Origin of the sequence: Noviherbaspirillum denitrificans (assembly GCF_002211445.1) — a bacterium.
GTDB lineage: Bacteria > Pseudomonadota > Gammaproteobacteria > Burkholderiales > Burkholderiaceae_D > Noviherbaspirillum > Noviherbaspirillum denitrificans.
Genome location: NZ_LSTO01000001.1, coordinates 4,170,129 through 4,187,365 on the forward strand (window position 1 = coordinate 4,170,129; position 17,237 = coordinate 4,187,365).

The 17,237-nt window shown below is 58.3% G+C and carries 18 protein-coding genes; 3 read left to right on the top strand and 15 right to left on the bottom strand.

Going from position 1 to position 17,237, the window contains the following annotated elements:
• Positions 1-10 precede the first annotated feature (10 nt).
• Together AYR66_RS20215 and AYR66_RS20220 are read right to left on the bottom strand one after the other, a co-directional pair.
• Entirely contained in the window at positions 11-307 is a 297-nt protein-coding gene (locus tag AYR66_RS20215; protein WP_088708991.1) for an RnfH family protein, read from the bottom strand.
• Complete coding sequence (locus AYR66_RS20220) at positions 300-731, bottom strand: type II toxin-antitoxin system RatA family toxin (RefSeq protein WP_088708992.1); 432 nt, start codon at positions 729-731, stop codon at positions 300-302. Before AYR66_RS20220 ends, AYR66_RS20215 begins: the two co-directional genes overlap by 8 nt.
• Before the next feature lie 67 nt (positions 732-798).
• On the opposite strand from AYR66_RS20220, the gene smpB reads away from it, so the two are divergent.
• Positions 799-1,248 carry an SsrA-binding protein SmpB gene (gene smpB / locus AYR66_RS20225; protein ID WP_088708993.1) on the top strand — a complete coding sequence of 150 codons (450 nt, stop codon included), beginning with the start codon at positions 799-801 and terminating at the stop codon, positions 1,246-1,248.
• Here smpB and AYR66_RS20230 read toward each other — a convergent pair.
• The 3 genes from AYR66_RS20230 to ppsA all read right to left on the bottom strand — a co-directional run bounded on the left by AYR66_RS20230 (position 1,226) and on the right by ppsA (position 5,237).
• Positions 1,226-2,176 carry an SPFH domain-containing protein gene (locus AYR66_RS20230; RefSeq protein ID WP_088708994.1) on the bottom strand — a complete coding sequence of 317 codons (951 nt, stop codon included), beginning with the start codon at positions 2,174-2,176 and terminating at the stop codon, positions 1,226-1,228. The genes smpB and AYR66_RS20230 overlap by 23 nt on opposite strands.
• A 15-nt stretch (positions 2,177-2,191) precedes the next feature.
• Positions 2,192-2,617, bottom strand: a complete 426-nt coding sequence (locus AYR66_RS20235) for an NfeD family protein (RefSeq protein WP_337367337.1) — start codon at positions 2,615-2,617, stop codon at positions 2,192-2,194.
• Positions 2,618-2,879: 262 nt separating this feature from the next.
• Positions 2,880-5,237 carry a phosphoenolpyruvate synthase gene (ppsA, locus tag AYR66_RS20240; protein WP_234814957.1) on the bottom strand — a complete coding sequence of 786 codons (2,358 nt, stop codon included), beginning with the start codon at positions 5,235-5,237 and terminating at the stop codon, positions 2,880-2,882.
• 242 nt (positions 5,238-5,479) lie between these two features.
• Here ppsA and ppsR point away from each other — a divergent pair, with 242 nt between their 5' ends.
• Complete coding sequence (ppsR, locus tag AYR66_RS20245; RefSeq protein WP_088708997.1) at positions 5,480-6,328, top strand: posphoenolpyruvate synthetase regulatory kinase/phosphorylase PpsR; 849 nt, start codon at positions 5,480-5,482, stop codon at positions 6,326-6,328.
• Between the two features lie 148 nt (positions 6,329-6,476).
• Complete coding sequence (locus tag AYR66_RS20250; RefSeq protein ID WP_088708998.1) at positions 6,477-6,845, top strand: hypothetical protein; 369 nt, start codon at positions 6,477-6,479, stop codon at positions 6,843-6,845.
• Between the two features lie 4 nt (positions 6,846-6,849).
• Here the strand turns inward: AYR66_RS20250 and AYR66_RS20255 are convergent, their stop codons facing one another.
• The 10 genes from AYR66_RS20255 to ispC are packed head-to-tail and all read right to left on the bottom strand — an operon-like array spanning position 6,850 to position 17,226.
• Positions 6,850-7,638 carry a TrmH family RNA methyltransferase gene (locus AYR66_RS20255; protein ID WP_088708999.1) on the bottom strand — a complete coding sequence of 263 codons (789 nt, stop codon included), beginning with the start codon at positions 7,636-7,638 and terminating at the stop codon, positions 6,850-6,852.
• Positions 7,635-8,267 (bottom strand): ribonuclease HII, encoded by a 633-nt coding sequence (gene rnhB / locus AYR66_RS20260; protein WP_088709000.1) that lies wholly within the window; start codon positions 8,265-8,267, stop codon positions 7,635-7,637. Before rnhB ends, AYR66_RS20255 begins: the two co-directional genes overlap by 4 nt.
• Positions 8,264-9,394: a lipid-A-disaccharide synthase gene (gene lpxB, locus AYR66_RS20265; protein ID WP_214608767.1), complete on the bottom strand. Its 1,131-nt coding sequence runs from the start codon at positions 9,392-9,394 to the stop codon at positions 8,264-8,266. The genes rnhB and lpxB overlap by 4 nt, the downstream gene beginning before the upstream one ends.
• Before the next feature lie 13 nt (positions 9,395-9,407).
• Positions 9,408-10,196, bottom strand: coding sequence for an acyl-ACP--UDP-N-acetylglucosamine O-acyltransferase (lpxA, locus tag AYR66_RS20270; RefSeq protein WP_088709002.1), 789 nt, complete (start codon positions 10,194-10,196; stop codon positions 9,408-9,410).
• Positions 10,196-10,666 carry a 3-hydroxyacyl-ACP dehydratase FabZ gene (fabZ, locus tag AYR66_RS20275; protein WP_088709003.1) on the bottom strand — a complete coding sequence of 157 codons (471 nt, stop codon included), beginning with the start codon at positions 10,664-10,666 and terminating at the stop codon, positions 10,196-10,198. The genes lpxA and fabZ overlap by 1 nt, the downstream gene beginning before the upstream one ends.
• Entirely contained in the window at positions 10,666-11,715 is a 1,050-nt protein-coding gene (lpxD, locus tag AYR66_RS20280; RefSeq protein ID WP_088709004.1) for a UDP-3-O-(3-hydroxymyristoyl)glucosamine N-acyltransferase, read from the bottom strand. Before lpxD ends, fabZ begins: the two co-directional genes overlap by 1 nt.
• Positions 11,716-11,732: 17 nt before the next feature.
• A complete protein-coding gene (locus AYR66_RS20285; protein ID WP_234814958.1) occupies positions 11,733-12,251 on the bottom strand; it encodes an OmpH/Skp family outer membrane protein in 519 nt (172 codons plus the stop codon).
• A gap of 43 nt (positions 12,252-12,294) precedes the next feature.
• A complete protein-coding gene (bamA, locus tag AYR66_RS20290) occupies positions 12,295-14,634 on the bottom strand; it encodes an outer membrane protein assembly factor BamA (protein WP_088709006.1) in 2,340 nt (779 codons plus the stop codon).
• A 58-nt stretch (positions 14,635-14,692) separates the two neighbouring features.
• Positions 14,693-16,039, bottom strand: a complete 1,347-nt coding sequence (gene rseP, locus AYR66_RS20295; protein ID WP_088709007.1) for an RIP metalloprotease RseP — start codon at positions 16,037-16,039, stop codon at positions 14,693-14,695.
• Positions 16,040-16,056: 17 nt separating this feature from the next.
• Positions 16,057-17,226, bottom strand: coding sequence for a 1-deoxy-D-xylulose-5-phosphate reductoisomerase (ispC, locus tag AYR66_RS20300; protein WP_088709008.1), 1,170 nt, complete (start codon positions 17,224-17,226; stop codon positions 16,057-16,059).
• Between the last annotated feature and the right edge of the window lie 11 nt (positions 17,227-17,237).

The window sequence follows — 17,237 nt, forward strand, 5'->3', positions numbered from 1 at the left end:
CCGGTGCAAATTACCGGTTTTTCAATTCACCCTTCTTTTCGGCACGCTTGCGCCGGGATTCCTTAGGATCCGCCACAAGCGGCCGGTAGATTTCGATCCGGTCGCGCTCATGCAGCAAGGTGTCAAGCTCCTTGAGCTTCCCGAAGATGCCCACCCGGCACTGCCCGATGTCGATCTCAGGTGCTTCTTGCAACACACCGCTGGACTCGACCGCAGCCCGGATGGTCGCACCTTCCTCGACCTTCATCTCCCGCAGGAACTGCAGGCCCGGCCGCGCATAGCAAACCTGGACGCGGATGTCAGCCATACACGGTCTCCGCCCGCTTGCAGAAGGAGTCAACAAAGCTGTTTGCGATCATGTTGAACACGGGGCCAATGACCTGCTCCAGCACGCGGCTGGAGAACTCGTAATGCAGGTCGAAGTCGATCTTGCATGCATCTTCGCGCAGCGCTTTGAAAGTCCAGACACCATGAAGATGCTTGAACGGCCCCTCCAGCAGTGTCATGGTGATCGAAGCCGGCCGGACATGCAGATTCTCGGTTGAGAATGTCTGCTTCACCCCGTGGTAATTGATCTTGAGGGTCGCGACGACCTTTTCCCCGTCACGCTGGCGCACTTCCGTCCCGCCGCACCAGGGGAGGAATTTCGGATAATCCTCGATATTGTCGACCAGCGCAAACATCTGCTCCGCGCTATAACCGAGCAATACAGACTTATGAACGACAGCCATGCGAAATTAACCGTTTGTTAGAATACGAGATTCGAATTTTAACTGACCCGGCCTGTTTCCCAAATTCATGACCATTGTTGATAATAAAAAAGCCTTCCATGATTATTTCATCGAGGAGCGCTACGAAGCCGGCATGGTGTTGCAGGGTTGGGAAGTCAAGTCGATCCGCGCAGGTCGCGTGCAGCTGAAGGAAGCCTACGTCATCGTCCGTCAGGGCGAAGTGTTCCTGTTCGGCTCGCACATCAGTCCGCTTCCCACTGCATCGACGCATATCAACCCGGATCCTGTCCGCACCCGCAAGCTGCTGCTGAAGTCAGACGAAACCAAGAAGCTCATCGGCAAGGTCGAGCGCGCCGGGTACACGCTCGTCCCGCTGAACCTGCATTACACCCGAGGCCGCATCAAATGCGAGATCGGCCTCGCCAAGGGCAAAAAACAGCACGACAAACGCGAAAGCGAAAAGCAGCGCGACTGGCAGCGCGAACAGCAATCGATCATGAAGCAGAACCGCCGCTAGGCCTTGCGTCTTTCTGTGATTTCACCACCTGCATCGCGCCGGCAATCAATCCGCTGATTTCGCCCATATTCGCGGGGACGATCAGTGAATTGTTGGTCTTGGCCAGCTGCGAGAACGCATTCACGTATTGCTCCGCAACTTTCAGGTTGACCGCATCCGATCCGCCCGGTTCACGAATAGCGGCGGCGGTTTTCCGCAAGGCTTCGGCGCTGGCTTCGGCAATCGCAAGAATGGCCGCTGCCTGGCCCTGGGCCCGGTTGATGGCGGCCTGCTTGTCGCCTTCCGATTTGGCGATGGCCGCCTCACGCTCACCGGTAGCGATATTGATCTGCTCCTGTTTGCGGCCCTCCGACGCAGCAATCAACGCCCGCTTCTCGCGCTCTGCAGTGATTTGCGCCTGCATGGCGTGCAGGATTTCCTTGGGCGGCGTCAGGTCCTTGATTTCATAGCGGAGCACCTTCACGCCCCAGTTCGCTGCCGACTCGTCGATGGCTGAAACGATTGCCTTGTTGATGTGCTCCCGCTCCTCGAAGGTCTTGTCCAGCTCCATGCGACCGATGACGGAACGCAGAGTGGTCTGCGCGAGCTGCGTGATGGCGGCGATATAGTTCGACGAACCGTACGACGCTCGCATCGCGTCCGTCACCTGGAAGTACAGGATGCCGTCCACCTGCAATTGTGTGTTGTCCTTCGTAATGCAAACCTGGCTCGGAACGTCGAGCGGGATTTCCTTCAGCGAATGTTTGTATGCGATACGATCAATGAAGGGAAGAACGATGTTAAGCCCGGGACCGAGCGTTGCGTTGTACTTGCCAAGGCGCTCGACCACCCACGCATGCTGCTGCGGCACCACGTTGATCGTCTTGACGACGAACACCACGGCAACGATGAACAGGACCATGCTGACACTTCCGAAACCAAAGTCCATTCTTTCCTCCGTTTTTTATAAATTGGCTGTGCCGGATTCGGCAACCACGAGGCGGTTTCCACGCACCTCACGTATGACGTAGGTCCCCGGCCTCGCCTGTGCGTGTGCATCGAGCTCCACGTCCCACATCGCACCCCGGTACATGACGCGCGCGGTCCGCACGCCACCCTGCTGCCCGGCCCACTCGTCGACGACCAGTGTTTGCCCGATATCCAGGTTGACGTTGGGATCTCGCTGCGCATCCCGTCTCGATGTTTTACCCCACTTGCTCCGGCGAAGTCCATACGTCGCGATGGCACCGGCTATACCGGCCACAGCGAGCTGGACTGCAGTGCCGCCCCCGGCAAGTGCCGCCAAGCCACCGGCGACCAAGCCGATGGCAATCATCAGCAGGTAGAAGGTGCCGGTGAACATTTCCAGCACCACGAGAACTCCTGCCACTCCGAACCACGCTATCCACTCGCTCATCGTGCGCTCCTGTTTGCCCTCATTTTCGGCCGCCGGAAAACAAAAAGCCCCCGTTACCTGGAAGGCGACGGGGGCGCAATACGAAGGTACTGCTGTTTTTGTTGGTTATTGTTCGGCGACAAGTTGGGCTAAGTCTAATCGAAAACCCAGGTGCATCAAATGTTTCAGCTCAGATTTTTGCTGACTTACAACACCTTTTTCACCTGGATACAACTTTCGTCAAGACTCTGCCTGATTAGTCGGCCGAAGCCAGTTTTTGCCAGGTATCGATCACCGTGTCCGGGTTCAGCGAAATTGACGCTATGCCCTCCTTCATCAGCCATTCGGCGAAATCCGGATGGTCCGACGGGCCTTGGCCGCAGATGCCGATGTACTTGCCCTGCGCACGGCACGCCGAAATCGCCTTTGACAGCAGTGCCCGCACCGCATCGTCGCGCTCGTCGAAATCCGCCGCCAGCAGTTCCATGCCGGAGTCACGGTCCAGGCCGAGTGTCAGCTGGGTCAGGTCATTGGAACCGATCGAGAAGCCGTCGAAATGCTCCAGGAAGCGTTCCGCCAGGATCGCATTTGACGGCACTTCGCACATCATGATGAGGCGCAGGCCGTTTTCGCCACGCTTCAAGCCGTTCTTGGCCAGCAGGTTGACCACCTTCTCAGCCTGTCCAAGCGTCCGGACGAAGGGCACCATGATTTCGACGTTAGTCAGGCCCATGTCGTTGCGCACGCGCTTCATTGCCTGGCATTCCATTTCGAATGCTTCAGCGAAGTCGTCGGCCAGGTAGCGGGCCGCACCGCGGAAGCCCAGCATCGGGTTTTCCTCGTCCGGCTCGTAGCGCGAACCACCGATCAGCTTCTTGTACTCGTTCGACTTGAAGTCCGACAGGCGGACGATCACCGGCTTCGGCCAGAAGGCCGCGGCAATGGTCGCAATGCCCTCGGCCAGCTTGTCGACGTAGAACGCGCGCGGCGAAGCATGACCACGGGCGACGGACTCGACTGCCTTCTTCAGGTCCGCGTCAATACCCGGATACTCCAGGATCGCCTTCGGGTGGACACCGATGTTGTTGTTGATGATGAATTCGAGACGCGCAAGCCCCACCCCTCCGTTCGGAATCGACTGGAAGTCGAAGGCAAGCTGCGGATTGCCGACGTTCATCATAATCTTCAGCGGCAGCGGCGGCAATTCGCCGCGCGACACCTCGGTCACCTCGGTTTCGAGCAGGCCGTCATAGATCTTGCCTTCGTCACCCTCGGCGCAGGAAACGGTCACCAGCGTGCCATCCTTGAGCATGTCGGTCGCATTGCCGCAACCGACCACTGCCGGGACACCGAGTTCACGCGCAATGATCGCCGCGTGGCAGGTACGGCCGCCGCGGTTGGTCACAATGGCCGATGCACGCTTCATCACCGGCTCCCAGTTCGGGTCGGTCATGTCGGCAACGAGGACATCGCCGGGCTGCACGCGTTCCATTTCGGAAGGATCGTGAATCACGCGGACCGGGCCCGCACCGATCTTCTGGCCAATTGCACGGCCGGAAGCGAGCACCGTGCCGCTGCCCTTCAGCTTGAAGCGTTGCTGCGCATCGGTTGCCTTCTGCTGCGACTTCACCGTTTCCGGGCGTGCCTGCAGAATGTAGAGCTTGCCGTCGCGGCCATCCTTGCCCCATTCGATGTCCATCGGACGGGCGTAGTGTTTCTCGATGATCATCGCGTACTTCGCCAGCTCGACGATTTCCTGGTCGTTCAGCGAGTAACGGTTGCGCATCTCGATCGGCACGTCGATCGTCTTTACCGAACGTCCGGCCTTGGCCTCGCCGGTGAATTCCATCTTGATGAGCTTGGAACCGATGTTGCGGCGGATGATCGGCATCTTGCCCTGTTCGAGCATCGGCTTGTGGACGTAGAACTCGTCCGGATTGACCGCGCCCTGCACCACCGTTTCACCGAGGCCGTAGCTGGAGGTGATGAAGACCACATCCTTGAAGCCGGATTCGGTATCGATCGTGAACATCACGCCGGCAGCGCCGACATCCGAACGCACCATGCGCTGCACGCCAGCGGAGAGCGCCACTTCGGAATGGGTAAAGCCCTTGTGCACGCGATAGGAAATCGCGCGGTCGTTGTACAGCGACGCAAACACGTGCTTGATCGCTTCCAGCACGTTGTCGATGCCAACCACGTTCAGGAAAGTCTCCTGCTGGCCGGCGAACGATGCATCCGGAAGATCTTCCGCAGTCGCCGACGAGCGGACAGCAAACGACACCTCGGCCGACGAATCGGCAACGAGACGCTGGTAGAACTCGCGGATTTCCTGTTCCAGGCGCGGCTGGAACGGGGTATCGATGATCCACTGCCGAATTTCGGCGCCAGCTGCCGCGAGTGCGCGCACGTCGTCAATGTTCAGCGATGCGAGGCGATCGACAATACGCTGCGCGAGCGAGGAGCCGCCCGTGCCGGTATACGACAGAAAATCGCGGAAAGCCTGTGCGGTGGTGGCAAAGCCCCCAGGAACGCGCACGCCAGCACCAGCCAGCTGGCTGATCATTTCGCCGAGCGACGCGTTCTTTCCGCCGACGGACTCGACGTCCGTCATTCTCAGGTTTTCAAATGAAGCTACGTAAGTAGCCCCCTGGGTTGCCCCGGTAGATACTGCGTTGGACATAACTACACCTATTTTGATGATGGGAAATCTGCATATGTGCGTTCGCCGCCACGCTCTTTTTGTTATTCTTCAGGGGCGCGATGTGTCATAAATTGCTCGTAATTCTACAGTGTGCCGCCGCAACTTGCCCGACACAACGTAGAAGTTTTCATGATTTACAGTTAATCAATATTATGCCCGACCTGCCAGCCCACCTATTGCCGCCCGCCGACCGCACGGTTTTCTTCGTATCCGACGGTACCGGCATCACCGCGGAAACCTTCGGGCATTCTGTGCTCACGCAGTTCGAACTGCGCTTCAAGCAGATAAGGTTGCCCTTTATCGACACGCTCGACAAGGCCTACGAGGCGGTCCGCGAAATCAACGGCGCCTTCGAGCACGACGGCAAGCGCCCAATTGTTTTTTCGACCCTCGTCAAATCCGAGCTGTCCTCCGTCGTGCGCCAGTCCAAAGGCATGCACATGGATTTGATCCAGACCTTTGTGGAGCCGCTCGAACAGGAACTCGGCGTCAAGTCTACCCACACTATCGGTCGCAGTCACAACATCGCGGATTCGGAAGATTACAAGAACCGCATCGAGGCGATCAATTTCTCGCTCGCTCACGATGATGGCCAGTCCGACCAGAACCTCGCGGCGGCGGACGTCATCCTCGTCGGCGTATCCCGCTCCGGGAAGACGCCAACCAGCCTGTATCTCGCCATGCAATATGGGGTCAAGGCGGCGAATTACCCGTTGATTCCTGAGGATTTCGAGCGCGGCAAACTCCCAACCGGGCTAGTCCAATTCCGGAAAAAATTGTTCGGACTATCTATTGCGCCTGACCGACTGTCTGAAGTGCGTAACGAACGGCGCCCGGGAAGCAAGTATGCGGCAATCGAGAATTGCCGCTATGAGGTGAATGAAGCGGAAAAGATGATGCGCCGCGAAGGCATCCGCTGGATGTCATCCACGGCGAAATCAATTGAAGAGATTGCAACTATGATCCTGCAGGAGATCAAGTCCGACAAGCGGGCTTACTGATTTCATCCATGCCCAGCTACACGCCGCGCCGGCTGTCCCGCGCGGCGTTTTTATTTCCCACAAGCAAACGCCTATAAAAACTTACGCGAAACTTACATTCTTCTTACGGATCGATTATAAATACGTTAAGGACGATGGAGGCGACGACATGGATCTCGTATTGCTTGAGCTTGTTTGCTGGGCCGGTTTGCTGTTCTTCTTCTGGGCATTGAAAGAAGGACTCGGCCAGGTGGAATCGGATATCGAGTCCATGGGATTGGTTCCGAACGGGCGCGGCATGATGGCCCCCAACGGCCCCTTGCGCTTCGACCTCCCGGAACGCGTTGACGAACTGATCGGCAGCTATCGGGATTCCCAGATTTTCCGCTACGCTGTCATCCAGGGTAGAACCTATCAGTTCGACCGCGTCTGCCCCCCGGGCTCAGGCATGAGCGTGGAACCTGACGAACGCTATGTCGCACCGGGGCTCGTTTACCAGGAATGCAATCCAAAGTGCCTGGGAGAGCCCAAGAACTGAAGCGTCAGCCAGCCGTACGTTGCCTTACTTGCTCAAACAGGCACACGGCGGCGCTCGCCGCCACATTGAGGGACTCAACCGGTCCCAGATGGGGGATTGACACAGACTCGGTCGCCAATCCCAGCAACTCCTCCGACACACCCTGCCCCTCATGGCCGAACAGCCACGCAACGGGCTTGGCCAGATTCACATCGTAGAGCCGCCTGTTTGCATGTGAACTGGTTGCCAGCACGGGAATTTTCGAAGATTGGATTAGCGGGGCGAGATCCACATTTTCCGCAATCTCGAGGGCGAAGTGTGCACCCATGCCGGCTCGCAGGACTTTCGGCGACCAGGAAAAGACCGTTCCCTTGCTGCAGACCACGTGCCGTACGCCCGCCGCGGCAGCACTGCGCAGGATGGAGCCGAGATTACCCGGATCCTGCAAGCCGTCGAGTAGAATGGCGGATTCCTTCAACACTGATGGTGGGCTGACCTGCGGTGTGTCGACCACGAACATGAGGCCGACGCCATGCTCCACCTGACTGATCGCCTGGTACAGAGATTCGGCCAGCGCGATGCACTTCACGTGCGCGGCTTCGCAGACTTGAACGACCGCCGCCACTTCCGAGTTGGCCATCGAGGGCTCGCTCACCACACAGAATGCCGGCTTTCCGACCTGTTGCAGGTACACCTCGCACAGGTGCACACCATCGAGCAAGGACCTGCCAGATTTCCGCCTCGCCTGCGAACTCGTTGCAAGCTGCTTCAGGTCCTTGTAGAGCGGATTGTCGCGTGAAGTGATCGTCTTCATTTGCATCCCTCGCCTACCGGGTGATCAAGCAATGCCCGCACAGGGGCGTAGGATTTGCGATGTACCGGCGAGACGCCATGCAATTGCAGGCGCTCGAGGTGCAGGGCCGTCGGGTACCCCTTGTGCTGATCGAACGCGTAAAGCGGAAACTGTTCGTGCAACTGCATCAGTGAGGCATCGCGCGCCGTCTTTGCCAGAATGGACGCCGCCGAAATTGCGGCAACCTTGTCGTCACCCTTGACGATGGCTTCCGAGCGGACCGCCATCACCGGACAGCGGTTTCCATCGATGAGTGCAAGGGTCGGTGCGGGATTCAGCCCCTCAACAGCGCGCCGCATCGCCAGCATGGATGCCTGCAGGATGTTCAGTGCATCGATTTCACTTTCGGAACACGATGCGATTGCCCAGGCAAGTGCCCGCTCCTTGATCAGCAAGGCAAGTTCGTTGCGCCTGGCTTCGGTCAGTTTTTTCGAGTCCCGCAGGCCGTCAATGGGCTTGTCCGGATCGAGGATGACTGCGGCCGCGAATACGGCGCCGGCAAGCGGTCCGCGCCCAGCCTCGTCCACACCGCAGATCAATTCATCGTCGTGGCTAAACAGCGAGAAGCTGTCATTATTCTTCCTGCTCATACACCCCTTCCGATCAGTCGCATTACCGCCTGTGCGCTCTCGCGTGCCGTGTCTCGCAGGAGTGTGTGGTGCATTTCCGTAAAGCGCTGATGCAGTCGCTCGCGCAATGCTTCATCCGTGAGCTGCGTCCAGAGCGCATCCGCCAACGCCTCCGGCGTGGCTGCATCCTGTAGCAACTCGGGAACCAGGAATTCGCGCGCCAGGATATTCGGCAAACCGATCCATGGCTGGTATCCCATGTGACGCAAAATCTCCCAGGAGGCGCGCATCATCTTGTACGCGATCACCATCGGCTTCTTGAACAAGGCGACTTCAAGCGTTGCCGTGCCCGAGGCTACCAGCACAGCATCGGCTGCGGCGATAGCTTCATGGGAACGTCCGGAAAGCAATTCGATAGGAACATCGTTGAGCCCGGCATTGCTGACCAGTTCATTGAAGTAATTGCGCTGCTTCTCGCCTGCCATCGGGACAACGATGCGAATGGACGGATCACGCACGACAAGCCGCTTCGCAGCCTGGACAAACGCCACTGCGTTGTACTTCAGTTCGGACATGCGACTGCCCGGAAGAATGGCGACCACCTTCCCGTCCGCGGGCAAGCCGAGCGCAGCACGCGCTGCGGCCGAATCCGGAACCATCGGGATCACTTCCGCCAACGGATAGCCGACATACGTAACGGGGATCCCGGCCTTGCGGTAAATTTCTTCCTCGAAGGGGAATACCACCAGCATGTGCGACACTGCCTTGGCAATCTTCTTGATGCGCCCGCCACGCCACGCCCAAATGGACGGACTGATGAAGTGCATCGTAGGGACGCCGGCCTGCTTCAGTTGCGCTTCGAGGCCAAAGTTGAAATCGGGTGCGTCGACACCGATAAATGCCGCAGGCCGGTCGGCAAGCAGCTTGTCGCGCAATGCATTCTGGATGCCCTTGATTTCGCGGTAGTGCGCCAGGACTTCGAACAGACCACGCACCGACAGCTTCTCCATGGGCCAATGGCTCTGGAAACCGTACTCGGCCATCCGATGGCCGCCGATGCCGTGTATCCTCGCCGCCGGCAATTGCGGACGCAAGCCGGAAAGAAGACGGCTTGCAAGCAAGTCGCCGGAGCTTTCTCCAGCCACCATCGCAATGGACAGCTCAGCGGACGATGCCACGGGTCGTGCTGTCGAGGAATTCGCGGATCATGCGGAGGTAGACTGCCGATCCGGGAGCATCGGCTTCGGCTTTGGCCAGCGAGGCCTTGGCCTCTTCGAGCGTCAGCCCGGACTTGTAGATCAGCTTGTAGGCATTACGGATGTCGGAAATCTGCTCGCGCGAAAATCCGCGGCGTTTGAGACCTTCGACATTGATGCCGTGGGCAGCGGCAGGATTCCCGTTCAGCATGACGAACGGAGGAACATCCTGCGTCAGGCTGGTGCTCATCCCCAGCATCGCATGCGAGCCAATCTTGCAGAACTGGTGGACGTTGGAAAAACCGCCCAGGATCACCCAGTCGCCGACGTGGACATGCCCGGCAAGTGCTGCATTGTTGGCAAAGATGGTGTTGTTCCCGACCTGGACGTCATGGGCCAGGTGCACGTAGGCCATGATCCAGTTGTCGTTCCCGAGGCGAGTCACGCCTTCGTCCTGGCTGGTGCCCAGGTTGAAGGTACAGAACTCGCGGATGACGTTCCGGTCCCCGATTTCCAGCCGCGTCGGTTCGCCGGCGTACTTCTTGTCCTGCGGCGCGCCGCCGATCGACGAAAACTGGAAGAAACGATTGTCGCAACCGATGGTCGTGTGGCCGTCAACGACGACATGCGGCCCGATCGTTGTGCGGGCACCGATCTTCACATTCGGCCCGACGATGGAATACGCGCCTACCTCGACCGAATCGTCGAGTTCCGCCTTCGGATCGACAATCGCGGTTGGATGGATAACTGTCATTACTGCCCCGCTGGCTGGCTTGCGTCCGCCGCGCTGCGCATGGTGCACATCAGTTCCGCTTCGACCGCCACCTGGCCGTCGACCGTTGCCTGTGCCTTGTATTTCCAGATGCCGCGCGACTGGCGCAGGATTTCGACCTGCATCCTGAGCTGGTCCCCCGGCTCGACCGGACGCTTGAATCGCGCACCGTCGATACCGACGAAGTAGACCACGCTGTTCTCATCGGGTTTCTGGCCCATTGTCAGGAACGACAGCAGCGCGGCAGTCTGCGCCAGCGCCTCGATCATTAGCACGCCCGGCATGACCGGCTTGTGCGGGAAATGTCCGTTGAAGAACTCTTCGTTGACGGTCACGTTCTTGATCGCAGTGATCGTCTTGCCGGACTCCCATTCCAGCACACGGTCAACCAGCAACAGCGGATAGCGATGCGGCAGGTATTCTTTGATTTGATTGATATCGAGAGTTTTCATTACTTTTTTTCTGTAAGCGACTTGATTGTTTTTTCCAGCTCGCGGATTTTCTCACGCATTGTTCCCAAATTGCGCACAATGACAGCGGATTTTTCCCATTCGGCATTCTTGGACAAGGGAAAGAATCCGGTGTACTGCCCCGGTTCCAGAATCGACCGGGAGACCATGCTTCCGGAAGAAATATGGACGTTGTCGACGATCGTCAGGTGACCAAGCACCATCGCGGCACCACCGAAGGTGCAGTACTTGCCGATCTTGGCGCTTCCCGCCACGCCGACACACCCGGCCATCGCGGTATGTGCGCCGATGTGGCAGTTGTGGCCGATCTGGATCTGGTTGTCCAGCTTGACCCCATCTTCGATAACCGTATCCGCCAGCGCGCCGCGGTCAATGGTCGTATTTGCGCCGATCTCCACGTCGTCGCCGATAACGACGCGCCCGGTTTGTGGAATCTTGATGTAGACGCCCTTCTCCCTTGCAAACCCAAAGCCGTCGGCACCGATGACTGCACCGGAATGGATAATGCCGTGGCTGCCGATCTCGCATCCTGCGTGGAAGGTCACATTGGCAAAGAAGTGCGTTCCTTCTCCGACCTTGGCATTGCGACCGATGAAGCATCCGGCGTCGATGATCACACCGTCCGCGATTTCCGCGCCGGCGTCGATGGTCACATGCGGCCCGATCATCGCCCCTGCAGCGACCTTCGCGTCGGCATGGACGCATGCGCTTGAATGAATGCCTGGTTCGACCGGAATCGCATCGAGTTGCGCGAAATACTGCGCAGCTCGCGCGAAGTAGGCGTACGGATTGTCAGTGACGATCGTCGCTCCGGTATAGGTAGCACTGACAACCTGCGCGTCCGCGTCCGAAAGGATCAGTGCGGCAGCCTTTGTCTTCGCCGCCTGGGATCGCAGCTTTGGGTTGGACAGGAATGTGATGTGCGACGCGCCTGCTGCGTCGAGGGGCGCGATGCCGGAGATTTCGATCTCCGCATCGCCTGTCAGTTGGCCTCCCAAGCGTTCGACCAATTTACCCAGCCGAGTGCTCATTGCGGCCCTTTGAAAAGTTATTTGTTAAGCGCCTTGAGCACTTTGTCGGTGATGTCGATGCGCGGACTTGCATAGACCGCCTCCTGGAAAACGATGTCGTATTTTTCGTTTTCTGCAATCTGCTTGATCACCTTGTTCGTCCGCTCCAGCACGAGCGCGAGCTCTTCATTGCGACGCTGGTTCAGGTCTTCGCGGAATTCGCGTTGCTTGCGCTGGAAGTCCTTGTCGAGGTCAGCCAGCTCACGCTGACGCTTCACACGTTCCGACTCAGACAGGACTGCGGCATCCTTGTCGAGCTTGTCGGACATTGACTTCAGGCGGCTTGCCAGATCCTGCAGTTCCTTGTCGCGCTTCGAGAACTCCTGCTCGATCTTCGCCTGCGCAGCCTTGGCTGGCGCAGCCTCACGGAAGATACGCTCCGTGCTGACGAAGCCGACTTTCGACTCCTGTGCCTGCACACCGGCAAACGGAAGCAGGAGCGCCGCGATCAGGGCGAAGGACTTCAGCGGCGAAAAGATGGGGGTGTGAGACTTCAAGGTCATTCTCCGCAGATCAAATTACCATTATGCCATTGACCGGTCAGAAGCCGGTACCGAGCTGGAACTGGAAGTTCTGCTTGCGGTCGCCAGTCTTCGAATTCACCGGTACACCATAGCTCAGCTTCAACGGACCGATCGGCGATACCCAGCTGATACCTGCACCCACCGCATAGCGCAGTTCGGACAGGTTCATCTTGGCGCCTTCGGCATATACATTGCCCGCGTCGAAGAAAGTGAACCAGCGCAAGGTACGGTCATTGCCTGATCCCGGGAACGGGAACTGGAGTTCCGCATTGGCGATGATACGCGATGTGCCCCCCAATGGATCCCCGTTTGTAGCACGCGGACCGAGCGACGAGCCTTCATAGCCGCGCACCGATCCGATACCGCCAGCATAGAAGTTCTTGAAGATCGGGTACGGCCTGCCAGCCAAGCCCCGGCCATAATCAATCTCGCCGTTGAGCGCCAGTGTTACTGCACGGAACAGGGGCTTGAACCACTGGTGCTGGTACATGGCTCGGTAATACTTGAGGCTGCCGGCAGGTGCAAACTCCATGTTGACCCGCTGGTAGCGGCCAACCGTCGGCACAAGGGCGCTATCGCGGTTGTCGCGCTGCCACGCTGCCGTCAGCGGGAAGCTGGTTGTCGTCGCATCCGTGCCGTTGCCGAAGTCAGTCACGTAACGCTTGTACAATTCCGGGCTATTGTTGAATCCCGGAACGTCGGTATAGGTCAGCACTTCGGTCCGCTCAACCCCTGCGCCGAAGAACACAGTGTCTACTTCCGAGAACGGGACGCCGAACTTGATATTTGCGCCTGTGGTCTTGACCACATAGTCGCCGGTATTAACCTCTGGCGGACGTGTTGTGCGCAGGAAGACTTCATAGCTGCGGCTTACGCCATCATCCGTAAAATACGGTGTCGTTTGGGAAAGCGCGATTGTCCGGTTACGACGGCTTGTATTGACGTCGATGCCCAGCGTATTGCCGCTACCGAAAGCGTTGGCCTGCTGGATCGAGCCGGTGAGCATGAGCTTTTCGCTGCTCGAGAAACCTGCGCCCAGAAGGATGTTGCCGGTCGGTTTTTCGGCGACAGTCATATTGACGTCGACCTGGTCGGTCGTGCCTGGCACTTCCGGCGTCTCGATGTTTACTTCCTTGAAGTAGCCGAGACGGTCCACCCGGTCACGTGAAAGTCGGATCTTTTCACCGTCATACCAGGAATTCTCGAACTGGCGGAATTCGCGGCGCACGACTTCGTCGCGCGTCTTGGTATTGCCGGCGATGTTAATCCGGCGCACGTACACGCGCTTGCCCGGGTCGACCAGCACGGTGAAGCTGACTTCCTTTTTCTCGCGGTTGATTTCGGGATTGGCATTGACGTTGGCGAACGCGTAGCCGAAATTACCCATGCGCTCGGAAATCTTCTTCACGCTTTCCGCCAGCTTCTCACCGGAATACACGTCCCCGCTCTTCAGGTCGACGAGGGCGCGCAGCTCTTCCTCGCGGCCGAACATCTCGCCTTCAAGCTTGACATCACCGACCGTGAATTTGTCGCCCTCACTGATGTTGATCGTGATATAGATGTCGCGCTTGTCCGGCGTGATGGATACCTGCGTCGACTCGACCTGCATTTCGAGGTAGCCGCGGTTCAGATAGTAGGAACGCAGGGTCTCGATATCGCCAGTCAGTTTCTGCTTGGAATACTGGTCGGCCTTGGTATACCAGGTAAACCATCCTGGCGTTCGCAGGTTCAGCAGTGCGAGGAGATCCTTTTCCGGGAACGCCTTGCTGCCGATGATGTTGATCTGCTTGATGCGGGAAACCTCGCCTTCATCCACAGCGAAGCTGATGTTCACCCGGTTGCGCTCAACCGGCGTCACCGTGGTCGTGATTTGGACGCCATACAGCCCCCGGGACAAGTATTGACGCTTGAGTTCCTGCTCAGCGCGGTCAACCAGTGCCTTGTCGAAGATACGCGATTCACCCAGGCCGATGTCCTTCAACGCCTTGGTCAACTGCTCCTTGTCGAATTCCTTCGTGCCGGAAAAATCCACGGCTGCAATGGCGGGGCGTTCCTCGACCGAAACAACGAGTACGTCGCCTTCGACCTCGATGCGCACATCCTTGAAGAATCCTGTTGCGTACAGCGCCTTGATGGCTGCGGCACCCTTTTCATCGTTATAGGTTTCGCCGACGCGTACTGGCAGGTAACTGAATACAGTTCCTGCCTCTGTGCGCTGAATGCCTTCGACTCGAATGTCCTTGATTGTAAAAGGATCGACTGCCAGAGCGTGTCCGGTGCAGAGAGCGAAGGCGGCTAGAGCGATGAGGCGGCGGGGAAAGGAAGGCTTGGGAGAACGCTCTGAATGTAATTTCATCGGTTGTTTTATTATCAATATCCCTGCCCGGCGCGATGCGCACGAGATCGGCAGGGACTCAGGACATGAGCCGAATGATGTCGTTGAAGACGGCGACCGCCATCAATGTCATCAAGATGCCCACGCCTGCTCGCTGGGCCAATTCTCCGATCCGTTCGGGGATGGCCCGCCCGGTCAAAAGTTCCAGCGAATAATACAGTAAAAGCCCCCCATCTAAAACCGGAATGGGGAGCAGGTTCATTACACCCAGGCTGATGCTGATGAACGCGATAAAGGTCAGGTAACTGACGGCTCCGATTCGCGCTGTCTGCCCGGCGTAGTCGGCGATAGTAATCGGCCCGGTAATGTTCTTCCAGGAAACTTCGCCGATGAGCATTTTACCAAGCATCTTGAGTGTCAGTACGCTTGTCTCCCAGGTCTTGCCAAGCGCCTTTCCAATAGCAGGAAGCAACTCCTCGCGCGCGATGACCATCTCGGGTGTAAGCGGCACTTCCGCCTTGATGCGTCCGACAGTCCGTTCATTGCGCTCGAAAGATTCCGGCGTTACGTCGAGCGATAAAGGTGCACCGCCACGTTCAATATCAATTCGCAATGTCTTGCCGGCCGAAGCCCGAATGATTTCGACGAATGCCAAGCCGTCCGGCATTGGCCGGCCATCAACGGCCTGGATGACATCGCCTTCCTTGAGGCCGGCGTGCATGGCCGGTCCGTCCGGCACAATCGTTCCGAGCACTGCTTTCGGACGCGCGAGGTCGATACCAAGCTTGGCAAGGAAGTCGCCCTCGAGGTCAGCCGGCGTCAGGCTGTCCAGTCGCACACTTGCTGAAGAGGAAACTCCGCCGCGTTGGAATCCCAGGTTTGCCGGACGACCTTCAAGGGCCAACTGCATTACTTTCCACCGGAGGTCGGACCAGATCTTGACGTCATCGCCGTTCACTGACGTCACCAATTCCCCGCCGCGCAAGCCAGCATCATGGGCGGATGTCTTTTCGGGAACGGCCCGGAGACGGGTAGCAGGCTCAGGAATGCCGTAATTGTAGAGCCCGGCAAAGACCGCAATGGCCAGCAGGAAGTTGGCCAGCGGACCTGCGGCGACGATTGCAATCCGCTTCCAAACCGACTGGCGGGTGAACTCCCTTTTCAGGTCTTCAGGAGGGATATCGCTCAGATCTTGCTCGCGGGCGTCGAGCATCTTCACGTAGCCGCCAAACGGAAGCGCTGACAGCGCCCATTCCGTTTGGTCCGGTCCGACGCGCCGGGAATAAATGATTTTCCCCATGCCGACCGAAAAACGCAGAACTTTAACGCCGCACCAGCGCGCCACAAGGTAATGCCCCAGCTCGTGCACCACGACCAGCAAGGCAAGCGCCACAAGGAATGCGATCACTGTATGCAGCAGGCTCATGGTTCACCCGAGGTTGGTCAATTGACGAAGGACAGTGCTTTCTCCCTGGCGAGCCTGTCCTGCTCCAGCAGGTCATCGAGCGAAGTCATCACTGCGCCCGGCAATGCTTCCATGACACGAGAAATCACGCGCTCGATGGCACGGAATCCGATTCTCCCGTCCAAAAATGCTTGGACAGCAACTTCATTTGCTGCGTTCAGTATAGCGGGGGCGGTCCCACCAGCCAACAAGGCATCATAAGCCAGTTTGAGGCAGGGAAAACGCACGAAGTCTGGCGCGAAAAACGCGAGTTGACCGATCTTGACCAGATCCACCGCGGTAACGCCGGAAGTGATCCTGTCCGGATAGGCGAGGCCGTATGCAATCGGCGTGCGCATGTCCGGGTTGCCAAGCTGGGCGAGGACTGACCCGTCAACGTACGACACCATGGAGTGAATGACGCTCTGAGGGTGGATGACGACTTCGATCTGTTCCGCGGAGGCGCCGAACAACCAGTGTGCCTCGATTACTTCCAGGCCTTTGTTCATCATCGTGGCCGAATCGACAGAAATCTTCCGCCCCATTACCCAGTTCGGGTGCGCCACGGCTTCCTCGGGCGTCACAGATTCTAGCGTCGCAACGTCGCGCTTGAGGAAAGGGCCGCCGGATGCGGTCAACAAGACTTTAGAAACGCCGTGCTTCTCCGGCTCCCGCCCGTATGCATGTGGCAGGCATTGGAAGATGGCGTTATGTTCACTGTCGATCGGCAACAAAGCCGAGCCGCTAACCTTTACGGCGTCCATGAAAATATCACCGGACATGACGAGCGCTTCCTTGTTTGCCAGCAAGATTTTCTTTCCGGCATGGGCAGCGGCCAGTGTAGGTGGCAAACCTGCAGCACCGACAATTGCTGCCATAACGGTATCGCACTGCTGTGCGCTGGCGACAGCACACAGTGCCTCTTCGCCATATCCGACCTCTGTTTTGCTGCCCTTTTCGGCAAGGATGAGAGAAAGCCTTGTCGCCGCTTCCGCAGACCCGACCACGGCAACTGCGGGCTGGAAACGCAGGCATTGGGCCGCCAGCTCATCGACGCGGCTGTGCGCCGTCAAGGCATAGACCTTGTATCGGTCGGGATGCCGTGCAACGACGTCTAGTGTCGAAACGCCGATGGAACCAGTCGCGCCAAGAATCGTTATACGCTGCATTACCACTTCCG